General features: G+C 70.9%; 20 protein-coding genes and 1 pseudogene. 10 read left to right on the plus strand and 11 right to left on the minus strand.

Annotated elements, in window-relative coordinates:
- Positions 1-33: 33 nt before the first annotated feature.
- Entirely contained in the window at positions 34-927 is an 894-nt protein-coding gene (locus ACFY9V_RS19470; RefSeq protein ID WP_355345666.1) for a MurR/RpiR family transcriptional regulator, read from the plus strand.
- A gap of 21 nt (positions 928-948) precedes the next feature.
- Here ACFY9V_RS19470 and ACFY9V_RS19475 read toward each other — a convergent pair whose 3' ends face one another.
- Positions 949-1,638 (minus strand): TetR/AcrR family transcriptional regulator C-terminal domain-containing protein, encoded by a 690-nt coding sequence (locus tag ACFY9V_RS19475; protein WP_355345669.1) that lies wholly within the window; start codon positions 1,636-1,638, stop codon positions 949-951.
- A 190-nt stretch (positions 1,639-1,828) separates the two neighbouring features.
- On the opposite strand from ACFY9V_RS19475, the gene ACFY9V_RS19480 reads away from it, so the two are divergent.
- Positions 1,829-3,265, plus strand: a complete 1,437-nt coding sequence (locus tag ACFY9V_RS19480) for an MFS transporter (protein ID WP_391162085.1) — start codon at positions 1,829-1,831, stop codon at positions 3,263-3,265.
- Between the two features lie 106 nt (positions 3,266-3,371).
- Here the strand turns inward: ACFY9V_RS19480 and ACFY9V_RS19485 are convergent, their stop codons facing one another.
- Positions 3,372-3,887 (minus strand): hypothetical protein, encoded by a 516-nt coding sequence (locus ACFY9V_RS19485; RefSeq protein WP_355345675.1) that lies wholly within the window; start codon positions 3,885-3,887, stop codon positions 3,372-3,374.
- Between the two features lie 337 nt (positions 3,888-4,224).
- On the opposite strand from ACFY9V_RS19485, the gene ACFY9V_RS19490 reads away from it, so the two are divergent.
- Positions 4,225-5,847: a hypothetical protein gene (locus tag ACFY9V_RS19490; protein ID WP_391162087.1), complete on the plus strand. Its 1,623-nt coding sequence runs from the start codon at positions 4,225-4,227 to the stop codon at positions 5,845-5,847.
- A gap of 257 nt (positions 5,848-6,104) precedes the next feature.
- Positions 6,105-8,102 (plus strand): hypothetical protein, encoded by a 1,998-nt coding sequence (locus ACFY9V_RS19495; protein ID WP_391162089.1) that lies wholly within the window; start codon positions 6,105-6,107, stop codon positions 8,100-8,102.
- 83 nt (positions 8,103-8,185) lie between these two features.
- On the opposite strand, the gene ACFY9V_RS19500 is transcribed toward ACFY9V_RS19495, so the two are convergent.
- Positions 8,186-8,659: a hypothetical protein gene (locus ACFY9V_RS19500; protein ID WP_391045438.1), complete on the minus strand. Its 474-nt coding sequence runs from the start codon at positions 8,657-8,659 to the stop codon at positions 8,186-8,188.
- Positions 8,656-9,219 (minus strand): ATP-binding protein, encoded by a 564-nt coding sequence (locus ACFY9V_RS19505; RefSeq protein WP_391162091.1) that lies wholly within the window; start codon positions 9,217-9,219, stop codon positions 8,656-8,658. The genes ACFY9V_RS19500 and ACFY9V_RS19505 overlap by 4 nt, the downstream gene beginning before the upstream one ends.
- 244 nt (positions 9,220-9,463) lie before the next feature.
- Here ACFY9V_RS19505 and ACFY9V_RS19510 point away from each other — a divergent pair, with 244 nt between their 5' ends.
- From ACFY9V_RS19510 to rpsN, 5 genes are all read left to right on the plus strand, one after another.
- Positions 9,464-10,345: a Scr1 family TA system antitoxin-like transcriptional regulator gene (locus ACFY9V_RS19510; protein ID WP_391162093.1), complete on the plus strand. Its 882-nt coding sequence runs from the start codon at positions 9,464-9,466 to the stop codon at positions 10,343-10,345.
- Between the two features lies 1 nt (position 10,346).
- The gene (locus ACFY9V_RS19515) at positions 10,347-10,586 is read left to right on the plus strand and encodes a DUF397 domain-containing protein (RefSeq protein WP_317452483.1); all 240 of its coding nucleotides are present in this window, start codon (positions 10,347-10,349) and stop codon (positions 10,584-10,586) included.
- A gap of 56 nt (positions 10,587-10,642) precedes the next feature.
- Entirely contained in the window at positions 10,643-11,458 is an 816-nt protein-coding gene (locus ACFY9V_RS19520) for an SAM-dependent methyltransferase (protein ID WP_391162095.1), read from the plus strand.
- A 269-nt stretch (positions 11,459-11,727) separates the two neighbouring features.
- Complete coding sequence (gene rpmB / locus ACFY9V_RS19525; RefSeq protein WP_355345697.1) at positions 11,728-11,964, plus strand: 50S ribosomal protein L28; 237 nt, start codon at positions 11,728-11,730, stop codon at positions 11,962-11,964.
- Entirely contained in the window at positions 11,964-12,269 is a 306-nt protein-coding gene (rpsN, locus tag ACFY9V_RS19530; RefSeq protein WP_391162096.1) for a 30S ribosomal protein S14, read from the plus strand. The genes rpmB and rpsN overlap by 1 nt, the downstream gene beginning before the upstream one ends.
- Positions 12,270-12,292: 23 nt before the next feature.
- On the opposite strand, the gene ACFY9V_RS19535 is transcribed toward rpsN, so the two are convergent.
- From ACFY9V_RS19535 to ACFY9V_RS19560, 6 genes are all read right to left on the minus strand, one after another.
- Complete coding sequence (locus ACFY9V_RS19535) at positions 12,293-12,730, minus strand: NUDIX domain-containing protein (RefSeq protein ID WP_391162097.1); 438 nt, start codon at positions 12,728-12,730, stop codon at positions 12,293-12,295.
- 157 nt (positions 12,731-12,887) lie between these two features.
- On the minus strand, positions 12,888-13,889 hold the full coding sequence (locus ACFY9V_RS19540; RefSeq protein ID WP_391162099.1) for a transporter substrate-binding domain-containing protein: 1,002 nt from the start codon (positions 13,887-13,889) through the stop codon (positions 12,888-12,890).
- A gap of 119 nt (positions 13,890-14,008) precedes the next feature.
- The gene (locus tag ACFY9V_RS19545; protein ID WP_355345777.1) at positions 14,009-14,761 is read right to left on the minus strand and encodes an amino acid ABC transporter ATP-binding protein; all 753 of its coding nucleotides are present in this window, start codon (positions 14,759-14,761) and stop codon (positions 14,009-14,011) included.
- Between the two features lie 17 nt (positions 14,762-14,778).
- Complete coding sequence (locus ACFY9V_RS19550; protein WP_391162100.1) at positions 14,779-15,822, minus strand: ABC transporter permease subunit; 1,044 nt, start codon at positions 15,820-15,822, stop codon at positions 14,779-14,781.
- Positions 15,823-16,037: 215 nt separating this feature from the next.
- A complete protein-coding gene (locus ACFY9V_RS19555) occupies positions 16,038-16,169 on the minus strand; it encodes a putative leader peptide (RefSeq protein ID WP_355345712.1) in 132 nt (43 codons plus the stop codon).
- Positions 16,170-16,312: 143 nt separating this feature from the next.
- Positions 16,313-17,032, minus strand: a complete 720-nt coding sequence (locus tag ACFY9V_RS19560) for a TetR family transcriptional regulator (RefSeq protein WP_391162101.1) — start codon at positions 17,030-17,032, stop codon at positions 16,313-16,315.
- Positions 17,033-17,113: 81 nt separating this feature from the next.
- On the opposite strand from ACFY9V_RS19560, the gene ACFY9V_RS19565 reads away from it, so the two are divergent.
- Positions 17,114-17,566 carry an anthrone oxygenase family protein gene (locus ACFY9V_RS19565; RefSeq protein ID WP_391162103.1) on the plus strand — a complete coding sequence of 151 codons (453 nt, stop codon included), beginning with the start codon at positions 17,114-17,116 and terminating at the stop codon, positions 17,564-17,566.
- Between the two features lie 206 nt (positions 17,567-17,772).
- Here the strand turns inward: ACFY9V_RS19565 and ACFY9V_RS19570 are convergent.
- A pseudogene (locus ACFY9V_RS19570) lies at positions 17,773-19,333 on the minus strand (oleate hydratase).
- Positions 19,334-19,430 lie beyond the last annotated feature (97 nt).

The following is a 19,430-nucleotide window of genomic DNA, read 5'->3' on the forward strand; positions in this document are numbered from 1 at the left end:
GACCCCGACGATCACGGTGGATACGTTTCCCCCGTGTCAGCCGGTTCCGACAACGAATCCCCCGAGGCGAGTCCCTTGGCGCGCGTCCGGTCGCTGCTGCCGGACCTCGCTCCGGCCGAGCGGCGCGTGGCGGCGGCCGTGCTGGCCAATCCGGCGCTCGCCGCGCGCAGCAGCATCACCGAACTGGCCGAGGCGGCGACGACGAGCGAGACCACGGTCATCCGCTTCTGCCGTTCCGTGGGCCTGCGCGGCTACCCGGAGTTGCGGATCGCGCTGGCCGCGGACGCCGCGCGCGCCGAGACCCGCGACGACCGGCACCTCGGCAGCGACATCACGCCGACCGACGACCTGTCGGAAGTCGTCGGCAAGGTCGCCTTCGCCGACGCGCGCGCCGTCGAGGAGACCGCGCGGCAGCTCGACGTCGACACGCTGCGCCGCGTCGTGGCGGCGGTCGCGGCGGCGGGCCGCGTCGACATCTACGGCGTCGGCGCCAACGCCCTGGTCGCCGCCGACCTCCAGCAGAAGCTGCACCGGATCGGGCGGGTGAGCTTCGCGTGGAGCGACACCCACATCATGCTCACCTCGGCGGCGGTGCTCAGCCCCGGTGACGTGGCCATCGGCCTCTCCCACACCGGGGCGACCGCCGACACCGTCGAGGCGCTGCGGGTGGCGCGCGAGCACGGCGCGACGACCGTCGCCCTGACCAGCTTCCCGCGCTCGCCGATCCACGCGGTCAGTGATCACCTCCTGACGACCGTGGCCCCCGAGACCACCTTCCGCTCGGGCGCGACCGCCAGCCGTATCGCCCAGCTCACCGTGATCGACTGCCTGTTCATCGGCGTCGCCCAGCACCATCTGGACAGCGCCCGCAAGGCGCTCAAGGAGACGTACGACGCGGTCGGCGACCACCGGCTGCCGGAGCCGTGACCGGGCGGGTGAGGCCGCCTGCTACGCCGACGGCCGGGGCGTGTGGATGATGCCGTTGAGCAGCACGTCGAATCCCCAGGTCAGACGGCCGGTGCCGGTGCCGCTCAGCAGGTCCATGCCGAGGGCGGCGATATGGGGGTAGGTGTCGGGCGTGGCGGAGAGGATCGCGTTCGCGAGGTCGCTCTCCTCCTGCTCCGCGCCGTCGGCCACGCTGCGGGTGCCCTGTTCGGTGGCGGTGGAGGTCGCGAAGTGCAGCAGCAGGTCCACCGCCCACGCGGTCCGCTCCGCGGGGACGCCTTCGGCCAGCAGCGCGAGCAGGCCGTCGACCAGCCGTAGGTAACCGGGGCCCGCGGGCCTGGTCACCAGCGCGGACTGGGCGAGCCCCGGGTACTCCATCAGGGCTCTGCCGTACGACCACAGGAGTGTGAACAGCCGCTCGCGCCAGTCCCCTGGCGCGGTCACCGGGCCGAGGTCGAGTCCGGCGAGCAGGTCGTCGAGCATGTACGCGCGCAGCTCGGCGGTGTTGCTCACGTAGACGTAGAGCGAGGCCGGGCCGGTGTCCAGCTCCTGGGCGAGGCGGCGCATCGTGACGCGGTCGAGCCCTTCGGCGCGCATGATCTCCAGCGCCGTGCCGACGATCCCCTCACGGGAGAGCGCGGGTTTGGCGGGCCGGTCGCGGCGGCTGATGGGGGCGGCTTTCCCAGGCGTCATCGCCTCAGCATAACGAACACGTTCGCCCGGCCATGGCGTGATCACGCCTCCTGGAACGAACATGTTCGTCCTGAACGCGTTCGCAACGAACATGTTCGTGTATGGTGGTGGGTGTGGCCGGACAGACCGGTTCGATCACGCAATGTCACAGCGGACGTCACCCGACGTCACCCCGGAAGGAGGTCCCGCCATGACCACCGCGACCACGACTTCGACCGCGCCCCGTCCCGCGGGCACCAGCACATCGGCCCGGCTGATGTGGGCGATCCTGGGGCTGGTGCTGCTCGCCGACGCCCTGGACATGATCGACTCGACCGTCACCAACATCGCCGCGCCCACCATCAGCGCCGAGCTGCACGGCGGCCAGGGCCTGATCAAGTGGCTGGGCTCCTCCTACATGCTGGCCATGGGCGTCCTGCTCGTCATCGGCGGGCGGCTCGGCGACAAATTCGGCCAGCGCCGGATGTTCCTGATCGGCATGGGCGGCTTCACCGTCGCCTCCGCCGTGGCCGGGCTCTCCCCCGATCCCGGACTGCTGATCGCCGCCCGTGTGGTGCAGGGGGCCTTCGGCGCCCTGATGATCCCGCAGGGCATGGCGATCATGACCAAGACCTTCTCGCGCGACATGCTCGGCAAGGCGTTCGCGTTCTTCGGGCCGCTGCTCGGCCTGGCCTCGGTCGGCGGTCCGATCCTGGCCGGATTCATCATCGACGCCGACCTCTTCGGCCTGTCCTGGCGGCCGATCTTCCTGATCAACCTCGTCCTCGGCGCGGTCGGCCTGGTCCTGGCGGTCCGGCTGCTCCCGCACGACGACGGAGACCATGCGGTCGTCGTGGACGGGATCGGCTCGGGTCTGCTCGCCGTCACCATGTTCGGCCTGCTCTTCGGCCTGGTCGAGGGCTCGACCAACGGCTGGACGGCCACTCCCGTCCTCTCCCTCGTCGTGGGTGTGGCGGCCTTCGCGGCATTCGCCCGCCGCCAGAGCACGGCGGCCGACCCGCTGCTGAAGGCGTCGTTGCTGCGCAACCGCGGCTTCAGCTCGGGACTGGTCGTCGGGCTCGTGGTCTTCGCGACCACCAGCGGGCTGATCTACGTACTGTCCCTGTTCATCCAGGAGGGCCTGCACGCCTCGCCGCGCACCGCTTCACTCGCCCTGCTGCCGATGACGCTCGGCATCATCGTGGCCGCGGGCGCGTGCATGGCGCTGATCAAGAAGCTCGGCCGCACGCTGATCTTCGTCGGCATCGCGATCCTGCTGGCGGGCGGCGGCTGGCTGCTCGCGCTGGTCGCCCACTCGGGCACCGGCGTGGGCCTGTGGACGCTGGCCGCGCCGATCTTCGTCACCGGGCTCGGCATGGGCGCCTGCTACGGCACGATCTTCGACATCGCGCTCGGCGACATCAGCCCCGACGAGGCGGGCAGCGCCAGCGGCTCGCTCTCGGCGATCCAGCAGCTCGCCGCCGGTATCGGTTCGGCCGCGGTGACCTCGGTCTTCTTCCAGACCGCGGGCGGCGGCCTCGGCCACGCCATGAAGATCAGCCTCGCCGTCGTCCTGGGGCTCAGCCTGCTGTGCCTGCCCGCGGTCGCGCTGATGCCCAAGCGCGCCCCCGAGGAGACCGGCCACTAGCGGGTCAGGCCGCCGCGAGGACCCCGCTCCCTTGGGGGGCGGGGTCCCGCCGTGCGTGCCGCGTACCGAGTCGCGCCGGGCGAATCCCGTACGACGAGGTGAACCGCTACCAGGTGAACGCGGTGGACTGGGCGCTGGTGGCGATGCAGTAGACGGTGGTCACCGAGGGCGACGTGGTGACGATCTTGACCGACCAGTTGGTGGCGCTCGGCGTGCCGGACAGCACCCAGGAGTCGGTCTTGTCACCGGCGGCGAGCGTGCCGGTGGACTGCGGGAGCGGGCCGAGGGTGACGGCGCCGGTCATCGCGGGGTTCACGGTGCCGGAGAAGTCGACCTCGGTCGAGCCGTTCTTCTTGACCTTGATGGTCGTGGTGATGCTGTTCGGCGGCACCGTGGTGCCGGCCGGGACCGTGATCGTGGAGGAGCTCAGTTTCAGTTTCTTGACGCCGCCGGAGTCGGTGGCGGTCAGCGTGGCCGTCCCGCTGCCCCAGGTGCCGCAGTTGTAGCTGGCGGTGGCGGTGGCCGGGGTGACGGCGACCGCGTGCGGGGCGAGGGTCAGACCGGCGAACAGTGCGCCGCCGCTGAGGACGGCGATCGTCCCCATGCGCTTGGATCTGGACATGGCAAAGCACTCCAATCAAGCAGGGTGAGGGTGCGCCGGGGGACGACCTCGCACAGGCACCCTTGACATCCCGTTGTCGAGTGACTACCCGCTGTCCGGCCCGGCGCGCTGGTCGGGAGTGAAGCCCCATGACCTTGAAGAGTCAAGCGCCACGGGACGACGTGACCCGCGGCTTGACCCGCGGCCGGCGTCGCCCGGTGCGAACGGCGGCCCCACACCGCGAGGTTACCGGCGGGTTCGCATTGACTTCTGCGTCCCGCACTGTCGCAATGCCCTGGAACCAGCACCTGACGCACCGTCATATACACGTATGCGTCCCGGAGTCAGGAGGCACGCGTTGCATCATGCAGGGCAGTTCTCTCTACGGCGCCTCGCGCGGGCGGCGGTGCCGGCTCTGGCCCTGGCCGCGGCCTGCACGCTGGCCGCCCCCGCGGCGCACGCGGACACGGTCACCCCGACCGTGCACTGCGTGCTGCCCGCCGGACAGGGTGAGAACACCGGGCCGCAGTCCGTCTCGGTGACCCTCACCCCGGCCACGGTCGCGCCGGGCGGCAAGGTGCACGCCGAGGTCACCCTCGGACCCTCGCCCGCGACCAGCCCGCTCGCACTGTCCGCCGTACCGACCACGCCGAGCATCTACTTCACCATGTCGGGCGGGGCGACCGGGACGGTCTCGGTGACCGGCCCGACCGTTCCCGTGGACATCCCGGCGGCGCCCGCGCCGATCGTCATCCCGCCCTACGGAGGGGACTTCTTCGTCCCCTCGGACGCGTCGGGACCGGTGACGTTCACGCCGTTGAAGATGAACACGCAGACGGTGGTGCTCGGCAGCACCTTCCAGACGCCCTGTGACATCGTCTCGGGCAGCGGCGGCATCGGCACGGTCACCGTGCAGGGCGGCGGCGGTGGGGCCACCACGCTCACCGCGCCGGCCTCGGCCGTACGTCCCAGCACCTCGGTCGCGCTGAGCGGCAGCGGATTCACCGCGGGGGGCACCCCCGTGGTCTCGCTGTGCGACGCGCAGGGACTGGGCTGCGACCCGTCCCGCTTCACCTCCGATACCCTCGCGATCGACTCGTCCGGCGCCCTCTCGGGGAGCGCGACGCTGGCCGCGTCGTCCGTGATCGCCGACGGCACCTACCAGGTCCAGGTCAGCGACGGCGCCAAGCACGCCACCGCCGACCTCACCGTCAAGGCGTTCGTGCCCACGGGCGCCCGCAGCGTCACGCTCTCGCCCGACCACGGCCCGCTCGGCACCGTGGTGACCGTCAGCGGCCGCAACTTCCACCAGGACCAGTACATCAACGTCTGGGGGGTGGACGCCGACGCCAACCAGACCGCCGACGACGCCGTGTACCCGGTCAGCACACCCGACGGCACCTTCAGCGCCGAGTTCACCGTCAACGACCCCGCCACCACCGCGATCCACACCGACGAGAGCGGTGCGGACGGCTCCGACGTGAACGCGAAGTTCACCGTGGGCGACAGCGGCGGCGCGACGGCCACCCAGAAGATCAGCGCCACCGTCACCGCGGGCAATCTCCAGATGACCCAGTCCGGGGACACCGTCGACTTCGGCACCATCCCCCTGACCGGACGGTCCCAGACCGCCACCAGCGCGCTCAACACCGTCACCGTCGTGGACTCCCGCGGCGTCGACCTCGGCTGGTCCCTGACCGGCACGCTCACCGACCTGACCTCGGGTCAGAACACCATCCCCGCCTCGGCCGTCCGTTGGACACCCGACTGCGTCCGAAGCTCGCAGAGCGTCGGCACGCCCGCACCGGGCACGCCGGGCCCGCTGGGCAGCACCGCGGCGACGCTGTGCCAACTCACCGCGGCCGGCGGCGAGAAGGTCGTCGGCGGAACCGTGAAGGTCAACGCCGACATGGACCTGCGGCTCCCCGCGGTGACGGCGCCCGACGACTACAGCGCGATCCTCACACTCACCCTCACCTGAGCGCCACGTCCCCGTTCCGCACCAACCGACTCCGACGTCCCTCCTCCTGATCCGTTCCTCCCCCGGGCCCATTTCCCGGGCCCATCTCCCGGGGGAGGAACGGCCCGGACCCGACCCCCGCTCCTTCTCCCCCGGGGCCCACCCCCCGCGGACTCATTCCCCGGGACCCCACCCCGCGGACCTTCTCCCTCTTCCCGGACCCCTCCCGTGCCCAGGCTCAGGGAGGGGTCCGCCATGCCCGAAAGGCGGCGCAGCAGATGTTCCCACCCTTCCACCGCAGGCCCGGACGGGGCTGGCGGGCAAGAATCGCCACGGGCGCCGTCGCGGTGCTCGCCCTCGTCGGCGCGGGTCTGACCTCCGCGACGACGGCCCGGGCCGCGACCATCAACCCGACCGTGCACTGCACGCTCCCGGCGGGTCAGGGCGACGCCACCGGGCCGCAGTCGATGACGGTGACCCTCACCCCGGCCGTCGTCACCCCCGGCGGCAAGGTGCACGTCTCCGTCACCCTCGGCGCCAGCCCGGCCATCCCCGGCACCTCGCTGACCAATGTGCCCACCACGCCCTCCATGGACCTGGCGATGTCCGGCGGCGCCACCGGCACCGTGACGGTCACCGGCCCCACGGTGAACATGAACTACCCCTCGGGGCAGCCCGTCGTCGTTCCCCCGTACGAGGGTGACATCTATCTGCCCGCCAACGCCTCGGGGGCCATCACCTTCACGCCGACCCGTACCCTCACCAGCACCGTGGTCCTCGGGGGTACTTACCAGACGCCCTGCGTGATCACCGCGGGCGGCGGACCGGTCGGCACGGTCACCGCGCAGGGAGCGGGCAGCGGCGCCTCGCTGTCCGGGCCCACCGGAGCGGTCCGGCCGCACACCGCGATCGACCTCGCGGGCGGCGGCTGGACGGCCGGCGGCACTCCGACGGTGTCGCTGTGCGACGCCAACGGCGCGGGCTGCAACCCGGCCGACTTCACGTCCAACACCCTCGCCATCGACAGTTCGGGCATCCTCACCGGCACCGCGACGCTCGCCGACGCCAACACCGTGGCCGACGGCTCGTATCAGATCCAGGTCGACGACGGCACGACCCACGCGAACGCGCCACTGACGGTCAAGGCGTTCGCGCCCACCGGTCCGAGAACGATGACGCTGTCCCAGAACAACGGCGTGGTCGGCACGGTGATCACCGTCGTGGGTCACAACTTCCGCCAGGACCAGTGGATCAACATTTGGGGACTCGACGCCGCCGGGAACGCCCTCGACGACGCGGTCTACGTACAGAGCCTGCCCGACGGCACGTTCAGCACCGACTTCACCATCGACAGCGCCGACCTGGTGGCCGTCTACGCCGACGAGAGCGGCACGGCCGGGACCAGCGTCACCGTACCGTTCACCGTCACCACCACCGCCGTGACGCTCAGCGCCACCACCCCGACCGTCCTTCCCGGCCACGCGGCGACGCTCACCGGATCGGGCTGGCCCGCGGGCACCACCCCGACCGCCGCGCTCTGCGCCGCGGACGGCACCGCGTGCTCGACCGCGTCCGTCTCGTCGAGCAGCCTGAGCATCGCCTCCGACGGAAAGCTCTCCGGCTCGGTCACCGTGGCGAAATCCGTCGCCAAGGGCTCCTACCAGGTGCAGGTCACCGCGGGCTCGATCCACGTCCTCGCGCCGCTGTCCGTCGCCACGACGTTCATCACGCTCAGCCCCGCCTCCGGTCCCGCGCACACCAAGGTCACGGTCGTCGGCCAGGGCTGGGCGCCGGTCGCCACGGTGGAGATCGACGGGCTGAAGGCGGACGGTTCCCGTACCTCCGACAGCTACGCCACCAAGATCATCGGCCTGGACGGCACCTGGTCGCAGACCTTCACGGTCAACGACCCGGCCACGGTGGCGCTCTACGCGCACGAGTGGCTGATCAACGGGCACACCGCGACCGCCGCCTTCGCCGTCAACGGCAGCACGGCCCCGCCCGCTCCCGCCTACTCGCTCAGTCCGGCCGCGGGACCGGTCGGCACCTCCGTACTTGTCAGCGGGCGGAACTTCGCCCCCGTCGCCACGGTCGTCGTGTCCGGGCGCCGCGCCAACGGCGCCCAGAGCTCCGACTCCTCGGTGCTGCGCGTCATCGGTCTCGACGGTACCTTCGCGCTCGACTTCACCGTGCGCGACCCGAAGACCGTCGGCATCATGGCCGCCGAAGTGCTGGTGAACGGCAAGACCGTCCAGCTCCCCTTCACGGTCCGCTGAGTTGTCACCCACGGCCTGCCCGGACCGCCCGCGCGGCGGCTCCGGGCAGGCCCCGTGCCGTTCCGGGCCGCCAGTCGGGGCGGCTACTCGACGGTCATGGCGGGCTGCACCCCGGCGATGCAGCAGGCCGCGAAGTACAGCAGGATCGGGTGCGTGTACGGCACGGCCTGGTCCGGCGGGTGGATGACGTCGTGGCCGCCGGACACGTCGGGCAGCGTCTCGTACGCGGGCACCAGCACGGCCGCGTCGACCAGGTAGCGGGTGGAGGACGGCCACTCCACGTCGATGTCGGAGCCGGTCGGCACGATCCACGACCACTGCCGTCCGTTGGTGAGGACGCAGCCGGAGCTGGGCAGACAGCCGAGGATCCGCATGCCGTGCTCCGCGGACGTCTCGACCACGTCGCAGGCCAGTCCCGGCGGGAAGTCTGCGGTGGTCGGGACATGGATCCGTTCCCTGGCGGCCGAAGGCCCGTCCACGCGGGGGGCGAGCCAGTCGAGGCGGGTGCCCCGGGGCGGCAGGGCGGAGCGACGGCCGGCCGGGGGGACACGCTTCATCGGGGGTCCTCCGAGTACATGGCCGACGCGTCGTCGGCCGGGGCGGCGGGCACGGTGAAGGTGGCCCAGGCCGTCCAACCGGCTCCGGGCGAGGGGACGTTGATCCCCCAGGTCGTACTCAGGGCCTCCACGACGACCAGCCCGCGGCCCCCCTCGTCCGGCGGCCGGGCGTCGTGCCGCGACGCGCTGCGCCCCTCGGAGCCGACCTCGACGTAGACCTCGGGACCGCCGCCGCGCAGATGGCAGGTCACGCTGTCGCTGAGGCTGTGCACGATCGCGTTGGTGACCAGCTCGGAGACGACCAGCACGATGTCGTCGCGGACGCCCTCGGGCAGGCCCCAGCGGTCGAGTTCCGCGCGGGCCTCGTGGCGGGCGACGCTCACGGAGGTCCGGCGGGCGGCGAGACGGAAGACGGCGTACACATCGCCGCTCGGGCGCGATGACGTGATCGGTGGGGTTCGGAGACCCGTTAATGCTGCCATGGCCGTCACCTCTCGTGGGGGCCGCGTATGTGGGGTCGCGGTTGCGCGCTCGGCGGCATCACTGCCGGGCTCGACCATCGGCGTCACTGCCTGTGTCGGTGCTTCCGCGATGACGACGGCTGAGGACGACCGGGCGCGTGGCGGTTCCTGACAACGTAGTCATCATGGTGATCGGCTACGCCGTCGACTCCAACTATGGTGCTGCTACCCTCAACTCGCAAGCCACAAAGTGCAATTCGCAGAATGAGCCAGGGCGGCGGGAGACTGCGGGGCAACATGGCACACTGCGGCGAGCACTGAACATTCGCACGGGGAGGTAGCAATGGCGGCCACCGACAATGGGTGGGGCGGCGGCCCTCCTACGGTGCTGCGGATGATACTGGGACGCCAGTTGGAGGAGCTCAGATCCCGCGCCGGCGTCTCATTCGAGCAGGCCGGCGAGGTCATCGGGGTGAGCCATTCGACGATCCGCCGGATGGAACAGGCTAAGGTGGCACGGCTGCGGCTGTCCGACGTCGAGAAGCTGCTGCGCACCTACGGCATCACGGAAACGGCCGAAATCGAGACCTTCCTCGAACTCGCCCGCGAGGCCAACAAGCACGGCTGGTGGCACACCTACCGCGACGTGATGCCCGACTGGTTCGGCGCCTATCTCAGCCTGGAGCAGGCGGCGGTCCACATCCGCGCGTACGAGGCGCAGTTCATCCCCGGCCTGCTCCAGACCGAGGAGTACGCGCACGCGCTGCTCACCGCGGGCGACCCGCAGGCGTCGGCCGAGGACATCGACCGCAGGGTCGCTCTGCGGCTGACCCGGCAGCAGATCCTGACCCGTGCTCAACCCCCGCTGCTATGGGCGGTGATGGACGAGACGGTGCTGCACTGGCCGGTCGGCGGACCGAAGGTGATGCGCGCTCAGATCGACCATCTGCTGGAGATCGGCGAACTGCCGAACGTACGCCTTCAGATGATGCCCTTCACCAACGGGCCGCACCCGGCGACCCGCGCGGGGGCCTTCCAGCTCTTCCGGTTCGAGGCCGCGGAACTGCCCGATGTCGTCTATCTCGGCGGCCTGATCGGGTCGACCTACCTCGACAAGCAGGACGAGGTCGCCGCGTACCGCGAGGCCATGGACCGGCTCGCCGCCCAGGCGCCGCAGGAGAAGAAGACCAAGGCACTGCTGGGTGCCCTACGCAAGGAGCTCTGACGTGGATCACATTCGCAACGGCATGAGTGCCGCCGACCTCGGGCCCCACGGCTGGCACAAGCCGTGGAGCGACGATGCCGGCGGAGCGTGCGTCGAGGCGATGAAGCTGCCCGACGGCCGGGTGGCGCTGCGCCAGTCCACCGATCCGGGCGGCCCCGCGCTGATCTACAACCGCCGGGAGATCGAGAGTTTCATCCGGGGCACCAAGGCGGGCGACGCCGACTTCCTGCTCCAGCAGTGACGCCAGGCCGCGCGAGCGGCACCACCGCACATCGACAAGGAAATCCGGAGGACCGCGTGCCCGAGAACGGCTGGCCGGCCGACCGTATCGACACCAAGAACCCGCACCCGGCACGGGTGTACGACTACATCCTCGGCGGCAAGGACTACTACCCTCCCGACCGCGAGGCGGGCGACGCCATGGTGGAGGTGTGGCCGTCGATCGTGCCGCACATGCTGGAGAACCGGAAGTTCATGCACCGCGCCACGCGCTACCTGGCGCAGGGGGCGGGCATCCGGCAGTTCGTCGACATCGGCACCGGCATACCGACCCGGCCGAACGTGCACGAGGTCGCGCAGTCCATCGCCCCCGAGTCGCGGGTGGTGTACGTGGACAACGACCCGATCGTGCTCACGCTCTCGGCGGGCCTGTCCTCCAGCACCCCCGAGGGGCGGACCGAGTACATCGAGGCGGACATGCGGGACCCCGCCGCGATCCTCGGCTCGCCGCAGTTCCGCGAGACCATCGACCTCGGCAAGCCGGTGGGCCTGACGTTCATCGCGATCGTCCACCTGATCATGGACGAGGACGACCCGCTCGGCATCGTCCACCGCCTGCTGGACCCGCTGCCGTCGGGCAGCTACCTCGCGATGTCGATCGGCACGGACGACTTCGCGCCGGAGGAGGTCGGGCGCGTGAACGCCGAGTACACCGCGCGCGGCATGCCGATGCGGCTGCGGAATCTCAGCGAGGCGCAGGCGTACTTCGAGGGCCTGGAGCTGGTGGAGCCGGGCATCACGCAGGTGCACCGCTGGCGGCCGGACGACTCCGTCGACCCCGCGGTGCGGGACGAGCAGATCGCGATGTACGGAGCGGTCGCCCGTAAGCCCTGATCGCCTCCCGTTCCCCTGTGGCCTGGTCTCCGGTGACGCCGGAGGCCGGGCCGCGACGCGTTTCAGGGGGGCACTGCCGTGTCCCGGACAGGGGTAGTGCGGCAGTGCGGCAGTCCGGGAGGGCGGCAGTCCGGTAGCCGGTAGCCGGTAGCCGGGCGTAATGACATTCGTTTCCATTAAGGTACGGTGGGGCCGGTCGCCGGGGCATCGGCGGCGGTCGTCCGGGCCGTCGCGGGCCCTCGCGAGTCCGCAACCGCCCTGGAGGCACCGTGTCCGCCCACTGCCAGCTCACCGGGCGCAAGCCCGGTTTCGGCAACGCCATCTCCCACTCCCATCGGCGCACACCGCGCCGCTTCGACCCCAATATCCAGCGCAAGCGCTACTGGCTGGCCTCCGAGGGCCGCTTCGTCCGGCTGACGCTCAGCGCGAAGGGCATCAAGACCGTCGACCGGATCGGCGTCGAGGCGGCCGTCGCCCGGCTGCGCGCCCGCGGGGAGAAGGTCTGATGGCCAAGAAGAGCAAGATCGCGAAGAACGAGCAGCGTCAGGCGGTGGTCGCCCGATACGCGGCACGCCGGGCCGAGTTGAAGCGGATCATCGCCTCCCCCGCCACCACGCCCGGCGAACGGGCCTCCGCGCAGGGAGAGTTGGGCCGACAGCCGCGCGACGCGAGCGCCACCCGGGTTCGCAACCGGGACGCGGTGGACGGCCGCCCGCGCGGCTACTTCCGCACCTTCGGCATCTCACGGGTCCGGCTGCGCGAGCAGGCGCACGCGGGGTTCCTGCCGGGCGTGCGCAAATCGAGCTGGTAGCTGTCCCTCCCCCGCGCCTCAGCTCAACTTCGGTGTGTCCAGGCGTAGATGGCGCGCTTGTAGGAGCTGGGCATGTTCAGCTCGGGGATGCTGTCGAGCGGGAAGAGCGCGGATTCCTTGTGCTCCTCGGCCGTCGGCGGCGGCTGGTCGGGCGGCAGCAGCGAACAGCCGTACGTGACGACCAGGACGCGACGGCCGGGCGCGGTCTCGTGGATCCACACCCCGTCGTCGATGAGGCCGTCGGCCTCGACCAGCCAGCCGGTCCTCTCCAGCACCTGGCGTTCGACGGCGGATTCGGGGCTGTCGTCGGCCCGTCGTCCGGTCTGCTCGGCGCCCGACTCCAGGTGCCCGCCGGGGAGTTCCCACTCCTCGCGGTCGTTCCTCGACAGCAGGACACGGCCACGCGCGTCGAGCACCACGGCCTTGACGGACACCGGCCACACAGGCGGCTGATACGGCATGGAAATCCTCATGGGGCGAAGGGACTTCGCGGGACCGTAGCACGCGGAGGTCGGCCGGTGTGATCGTCGTGCGGGGCCGCGCGGCCCGGACCCCGTGCCGCTCGGGCACGGGGTCCGGGCGCCGCCGGAGGCGGGCGCGGTCGGAGGGCGGCGGGGCTCAGAAAGTGGCCGCCGGGTTGACCTCGGACTTGGTGATGCCCGTGCCGGGCACGTCCCACTTCGCGAAGATCTTCGCGTAGGTGCCGTCGGCGATCAGCTTGTTCACGGCGTCGCTGAGCGCCTTGCCGATCGGTGAGCCCTTCGCCGTCACGAATCCGACCGGCGTGGTGCTGATCTGGCCGAGGTACTTCGTGTGGGGCACATGCGTGGCGTCGTACTTCAGGGCCAGCGTCGGGCCGAAGTAGATGTCCACCTTGCCGTTCGCCAGCCCCAGGAAGATGGGGGCGGAGTCGGTGAAGTACTGCACCTTGTACGGCTTCTTCCCGGCGCCCGAGCACTTCGAGGCGCCGTCGGTGAGGATCTGCTGGAAGGTGGAGCCTGGGCTGGTCGCCACGGTCAGCCCGCAGAGGTCGGTGAGCTGGGTGACCGAGTCGACGGGCACGTCCTCGGCGCCGAGGAAGGACTGGCCGTCGTTGAGGTAGGTCGCGAAGTCCACGACCTCCACGCGGGCCTTGGTGACACCGAAGTTGTCCTGGCCGACGTCGTACCGGCCGTTCTGCACACCGGGGATGACGGTCGGGAAGGTGCCGTACTGCACCTTCCACGTGATGCCGAGGACCTTGCCGACGGCGTTGCGCAGGTCGACGTCGAGGCCGATGGGCGTGCCGTCCTCGCTCTCGCCGCCGTGCGGGAGGCCGGTGACGCCCGGCGCGCGGGTGGTGCCCAGGGTGAGCGTGCCGCTGCTCTTCGCCGCGGCGGGCAGCTCCGCCGTCAGCGCGGGGTCGGCCGCGATGCCCGAGACGACGTCCTCGGTCGGGATGGCGGTCGATCCGGCCGGCGCGGACGACGACGAGGTGGCGCCGGCTGCCCGGGACTTCGGCGTGCCCGAGTCGTCGGACGAGTCACCGCAGGCGGTCAGCAGGGCGAGGCCGATGACGGCGGTGAGCGTGGCGGCGGCCGGCCGCGGGAGACGGCGGGCGGGGCGTCTTTCGGTGGTCACGGGGGGTGCCTTTCGCAGCGGGGTCGAGACGAGTGCGGGCAGGTGTGTGCGCGGCCTGGCGTGAACCGCGCGACGGCGAGCGTCAATTGGAGGAGTGCGGGGGCGATGCGGGACCGGCGCTACAGGACGGCCGCGAGGAAGGACCGCGCCCGGGGGTGGCGGGGGTCGGCGAGGACGTCGGCGGGCGGCCCCGACTCGATGATCCGGCCGCCGTCGAGGAAGGCGACGGTGTCGGCGACCTCGCGGGCGAAGCCGATCTCGTGGGTGACGACGATCATCGTCATCCCGCTGACCGCGAGGTCCTTCATCACGGCGAGGACGTCACCGACGAGTTCGGGGTCGAGGGCGCTGGTGGGCTCGTCGAAGAGCAGCAGTCTCGGCTCCATCGCGAGCGCGCGGGCGATGGCGACGCGTTGCTGCTGACCGCCGGACATCTGCCGGGGGTAGGAGTCCTCGCGTCCGCCGAGCCCCACCTGTTCCAGCAGGGCGCGCGCCCGGACCGCCGCCTGTTTGCGCGGCACGCCGCGCACCGCGACCGGCGCCTCGGTGATGTTCTCCAGCACCGTCATGTGCGGAAAGAGGTTGAACTGCTGGAAGACCATGCCGACATGGGCGCGCTGCCGGGTGATCGAGCGGGCGCGCAGTTCGTGCAGTCGGCCGCGGCCCGGCCGGTAGCCGACGATGTCGCCGCCGACCTCGACGAAGCCCGCGTCGGGCCGCTCCAGGTGGTTGACGCAGCGCAGCAGCGTGGATTTCCCGGAGCCGGAGGGGCCGAGCAGGACGGTCACCTCGCCCTCGTGGACATCCATGTCGACGCTGTCGAGGACGAGTTGCGTGCCGAAGCTCTTGCGCAGGCCGCGGATCCTGACCAGCGGGCGTCCGTCGTCGGTCATGACAGACCCGCCAGGTCGGTCCTGGTCCGGCCGAACACCGGGATGTTGGCGCGGGTGACCTCCCAGAAGCCGCGCTTGGGACCACCGCCGCCGCCGCGACCGCTGCCGCGCGCGTAGTACCGCTCGACGTAGAACTGGCCGATCGACAGCAGCGTGGTGAGGATGACGTACCAGACGGTGGCCACCAGCAGCAGCGGCATGATGAGGAAGTTCTGGTTGTAGATCAACTGGGCCGAATACAGCAGGTCCTGGACGGCGATGACGCTCACGATGGAGGTCGCCTTCAGCATGCCGATCAGCAGGTTGCCGGAGGCGGGGATGATCGCGGGCATGGCCTGCGGGAGCACGATCTTGCGGAAGATCCGGCCGTTGCCGAGGCCGAGCGCCTGCGCGGCCTCGCTCTGTCCCGGGTCGACGGACAGGATGCCGCCCCTGACGATCTCGGAGGAGAAGGCGGCCACGTCGAGGGTGAGGCCGACGTAGGCGGCGAGGATGCCGCTGAACAGGTGGGCGGTCTTGACGGTGACGAATTCGTGGCCGAAGGGGATGCCGAGCGATATCCGCGGGTACAGCGAGGCGAGTTCGTACCAGAAGAAGAGTTGCACCAGCGGCGGCACGGAGCGCAGCAGCCAGACGTAGCCGAAGCTCAGGGCGCGCAGGACGGGGTTGCGGGACAGGCGCATCGCGGCGATGCCGATGCCGAGGAGGTAGCCGCTGGCCATGACGGCGCCCGTGAGCCACAGCGTGAGTTCCAGGCCGTGCAGGATCGATCCGCGCAGGAAGTAGTCGCCGACGGTGCCCCATTGGAACCGCTTGTTGGTCAGCAGGGTGTGCACCAGCATGGCGAACAGCACCAACAGGACCAGCGCGGAGACCCATTGGCCCGGCCTGCGCAGTGGTACGAGCCTGGCGGCGAGCAGTTCGTCGTCCGTGGGGCGGCGGTCGAGGGCGCGCGGCGCGCGGGTCTTCCCCGGTTCGGCCGGTGGTGGAGGATCTTCGGGCACAGCGCGTAGGCGCTGGAAGGTGTCCTGGTGCTCCATGGTCGGTGCTTCCCGTCTGGATGTGCGGTCGCGGCAGCGCGCGTACGGCGTCAACGGCCCCGTGCGGCAGGCGGGTTGACGTCGGGAAACGGCGGCGGGGGGGGGCGAGCGCGCGGGGGTGTGCGGGCGCGCGTCGGCGAACGGCTACGCGCCGCCGTGCGGGAAGCGGGGTCGACGTCCCGACGGGACGTGCGGACCTGCGGGCTCCTGGACGGTCAGCGGGCCGGGAGGGTTTCCGGACACAGGGCGCTGCTCACGCGCAGCAGGTCGACGTGGCGCCTGGCCACGTGGAGCTGGAAGGACCCGCCGGGGCGGGGTGTGCCGCCGCTGTCGTGTGCGCCGCGCATGCCCGTCCCCTCACTCGCGTCGGTCCTGCCGGAAAACAGCAATCACGGTAACCGGCCCGTGCCGTGGGGACAATGCCCGCGCGAGTGACGGAGATCGCACGCGGGACACGCATGAAGCGCCGTCCCGTACGGCCGACCCGGCGTTATCCGGCGTCCGGCGCCCCGAACGTCCGCAGTCCGGCGTCGATGAGGTTCGCGGCACGGTGCACGTCGACGGTGACCGCGTCCCGCACCTGGCCGGGCGTGCGGGTCCCGTCGAGGTGGCGGCCGAGGCTGCGGAACTGCACGGGCCACAGCCCGAGCAGTGCGGTGGCCGTGATCTGCGGCTCCGGCTCGCCGGGCTCCGCGCCGGTCCTGCGGGCGAGCAGTCCTGCGGTGACGGCGACGAGTTCGTCGCGGATCTCCCGTTGCTGGGCGCGCAGCGAGGGGGTCGAGTGGATGAGCGCGCCGAATCGACGGAAGTCCGCGGCGGCGCCGGCCCGGTCGTCCTGGGCGGCGAGCCAGGAGGTGACGCTCGCCAACTCGTCGGCCAGGACCCGCAGCGCCGCCGCGACCGGTGAGAAGTCGGGCGCGGGGTCGGAGAGCGCCACTTCCAGGGAGGCCGCGGTCGCCTGCGGCAGGTCCAGGATCAGCGATTCCTTGGTCGGGAAGTAGTTGAAGACCGTCTTCTCCGACACCCCGCACGCCTCGGCGATCTCGGCGACCCGTACGGCGTCGAAGCCGCGCTCCACGAACATCCGCGTCGCCGCGTCGGAGAGCTGCTGCCGCATCAGGCGCTTCTTGCGCTCGCGCAGCCCCTCACCCTCGGGCTCCCCCGCGGCGGGCGCGCGCAGCACCGTCCAGTTCACCGTGCCCCTGCTCATGCGCACAGCATAGTGCGGGAGCATAATTTATTCTGCTACTGTAAATTTACAGTGACAGTAACCACGGGGAGGCGCATCACCATGAAGACCTGGCAGCTGGTCAACATCCTTCTGTCGGCCGCGGTCTCGGGGATGTTCTGGGGTCCCTGGCTCGCCCTCACCCGGTCCATGCCGCGCTTCGAGCCGGACTTCATGCTGCCGCTCGTGCGGAGGCTGAGCCGGAACATGGCCCAGGTGATGACCGTGCTCATGCCCGCGGCGCTGCTGTCCGCGGTTCCCGTCCTGGTGCTGTCCTACGACGGGCACCGCCGTACGTTCTTCCTCACATTGGCGGCACTCGCGCTGTTCGTCGTCGCCCTGGTGGTGACGGCAGCCGTCGAGGTCCCGATCGTCACGCGCATCGGGAGCTGGACGGTCGACACCCTTCCCGACGACTGGCAGGAGCTCCGGGACCGCTGGGGCCGCTTCCACCTCGTACGCATAGGCGCGTCGGTGACCGGGGTCGCTCTCGTACTGGTCGCCGCGGTCTACTGAGCGCTCGTTCTCGGTACGGCACGCCGGTTCTGGCCGAGCGCCGCCGGTCGAGTGTCGAGGTCTTCGCCCGACTCATCGACCGGCTGCCCCCGACGAGGCGGCGGCGCTGGCCGCCGCCGTCCCCGCGCTCGAACACCTCCGCGCCCTGGACGACGCGCAGCGCGAGCCCGGCCCCCCCCTGACCGGCGTCAGCGGCGTCAGCGGCGTCAGCGGCGGTGGAGCGTCTGCACCGCCTCGATCAGCACCTTCGGGTCGTGGCCGCCCTTGTGGACCGGCGGGGGGCTCGAGGCCGAGCAGTCCCGCCACGGCGGTCCACGCGGTGCGCACCGAGTACTCCACGGTGAAGACGACGTCGTCGGGCACTTCCGCGTACTGCCCGATGAAGGCCAGGTTGGTGGAGCCCTCGGGGACGACCTGGGGGCGGTCGCCCGCGGAGCGGACCAGGAACTGGCTGGTGATGTACGGCATCATCGCCGGGATCACGATCGAGTCGTCCAGGATGCGCGGGCGCTCGGCGAACCGCAGGTGCTGAAGGACCTCGTCCAGGATCTCGCGGCCGGTGCACCGCGCCATCGGCTTGCCGACGAAGTCGCCCTCCCGGTCGGGGAAGAGCGCGTAACCCCACCAGACGTACGTGTCCTCGGGCTGCTCACGGAAGTGCGGCTGGTGGTTGAGGACGATGGTCAGCAGCCACGAGGAGTCCTTGAACGTGATCAGGCCGCCCTTGCCCGCCTCGCTGCCGCTGAACTCCTCCATCAGCTTGAAGAAGAGCGGGTCCTTGGTCGTGACCGTGAACGACTCCCAGGTGGAGTCCTTGACGGAGGAGTCGAACACCTTCGGGTCGCCGAGCCCGCGGCGCTTGGCGGCCAGCGTCTCCCACAGCGCCCAGGACCCGGCGGTCCTCGTGGTGTCCAGGACGGGCACGGTGTCGGTGCCGCCGAGGGTGGAGTTCGCGGTCATCGAACCGTTGGTGACCATCACCAGGTCGTCGGGGCCGACCGCCGTCTCCTCGGTCGCGCCGCCGCGCACCCAGGTGATGGCCTCCACGGTGAGCTCGTCGCCCGGCGCGAGCCGCAGATCGGTGACGCGGGTGCCCAACTGCACGACGACGCCCTGGTCGGCGAGCCACTTCATCAGCGGGCGCACGATCGAGTCGAACTGGTTGAACCGCGTGCGGTAGATCCCCGACATGCTGTCGAAGGTCTTGAACAGGTGCACGAAGCGGTTCAGATAGCGGCGGAACTCGATCGCGCTGTGCCAGGGCTCGAAGGCGAAGGTGGTGCACCACATCGCCCAGAAGTTGGTGTGGAAGAACTCCTCGTGGAAGCAGTCCGCGATGCGCTTGCCGTCCAGCAGCTTCTCCGGGGTCGCCACGCACGCCACCAACTCCAGCCGGTCGCGCTCGGAGAAGGTCATCGAGTGCGCGTCGATCACCTTCCCTTCCGCGTCCACCAGCCGGGCGTGGTCGTTCCAGGCGAAGTCCTCGTGGAAGGCGAAGGTGTCCTCGGTGACGGACTTGGTGGGGTCGTCGAGGGAGGGGACGGAGGACAGCAGGTCGTAGGTGCAGTCGAAGTGCACCTCGAACATCCGGCCGCCGCGCATGGTGTAGCCGCTCTCGGGCGTGCCCGCCGCGTCCAGGCTGCCGCCCTCGCGGTCCTGCTCCTCCAGGATCACGATGTCGGAGCCCGTGAATCCGCCCTCGCGGATCAGGAACGCCGCCGCCGAGAGCGACGCGATTCCGCTTCCCACCAGATATGCCTTGGCCACAGCCACTCCTCGATCGGTGTCGTTCGGTACGTCGGAACGTTCGGTACGTCGGAACGTTCGGTGCGTCGGTGTCGGTCAGTGCGTCGCGCAGGTACGT

Source organism: Streptomyces sp. NPDC008317 (assembly GCF_042955955.1).
Lineage (GTDB): Bacteria > Actinomycetota > Actinomycetes > Streptomycetales > Streptomycetaceae > Actinacidiphila.

Coding starts and splice junctions, on each gene's coding strand:
- ACFY9V_RS19475 (WP_355345669.1), bottom strand. CDS start 1,638: ATGACGCCTGGGAAAGCCGCCCCCATCAGCCGCCGCGACCGGCCCGCC.
- ACFY9V_RS19480 (WP_391162085.1), top strand. CDS start 1,829: ATGACCACCGCGACCACGACTTCGACCGCGCCCCGTCCCGCGGGCACC.
- ACFY9V_RS19485 (WP_355345675.1), bottom strand. CDS start 3,887: ATGTCCAGATCCAAGCGCATGGGGACGATCGCCGTCCTCAGCGGCGGC.
- ACFY9V_RS19495 (WP_391162089.1), top strand. CDS start 6,105: ATGTTCCCACCCTTCCACCGCAGGCCCGGACGGGGCTGGCGGGCAAGA.
- ACFY9V_RS19500 (WP_391045438.1), bottom strand. CDS start 8,659: ATGAAGCGTGTCCCCCCGGCCGGCCGTCGCTCCGCCCTGCCGCCCCGG.
- ACFY9V_RS19505 (WP_391162091.1), bottom strand. CDS start 9,219: ATGGTCGAGCCCGGCAGTGATGCCGCCGAGCGCGCAACCGCGACCCCA.
- ACFY9V_RS19510 (WP_391162093.1), top strand. CDS start 9,464: ATGGCGGCCACCGACAATGGGTGGGGCGGCGGCCCTCCTACGGTGCTG.
- rpsN (WP_391162096.1), top strand. CDS start 11,964: ATGGCCAAGAAGAGCAAGATCGCGAAGAACGAGCAGCGTCAGGCGGTG.
- ACFY9V_RS19535 (WP_391162097.1), bottom strand. CDS start 12,730: ATGCCGTATCAGCCGCCTGTGTGGCCGGTGTCCGTCAAGGCCGTGGTG.
- ACFY9V_RS19550 (WP_391162100.1), bottom strand. CDS start 15,822: ATGGAGCACCAGGACACCTTCCAGCGCCTACGCGCTGTGCCCGAAGAT.
- ACFY9V_RS19555 (WP_355345712.1), bottom strand. CDS start 16,169: ATGCGCGGCGCACACGACAGCGGCGGCACACCCCGCCCCGGCGGGTCC.
- ACFY9V_RS19560 (WP_391162101.1), bottom strand. CDS start 17,032: ATGAGCAGGGGCACGGTGAACTGGACGGTGCTGCGCGCGCCCGCCGCG.
- ACFY9V_RS19565 (WP_391162103.1), top strand. CDS start 17,114: ATGAAGACCTGGCAGCTGGTCAACATCCTTCTGTCGGCCGCGGTCTCG.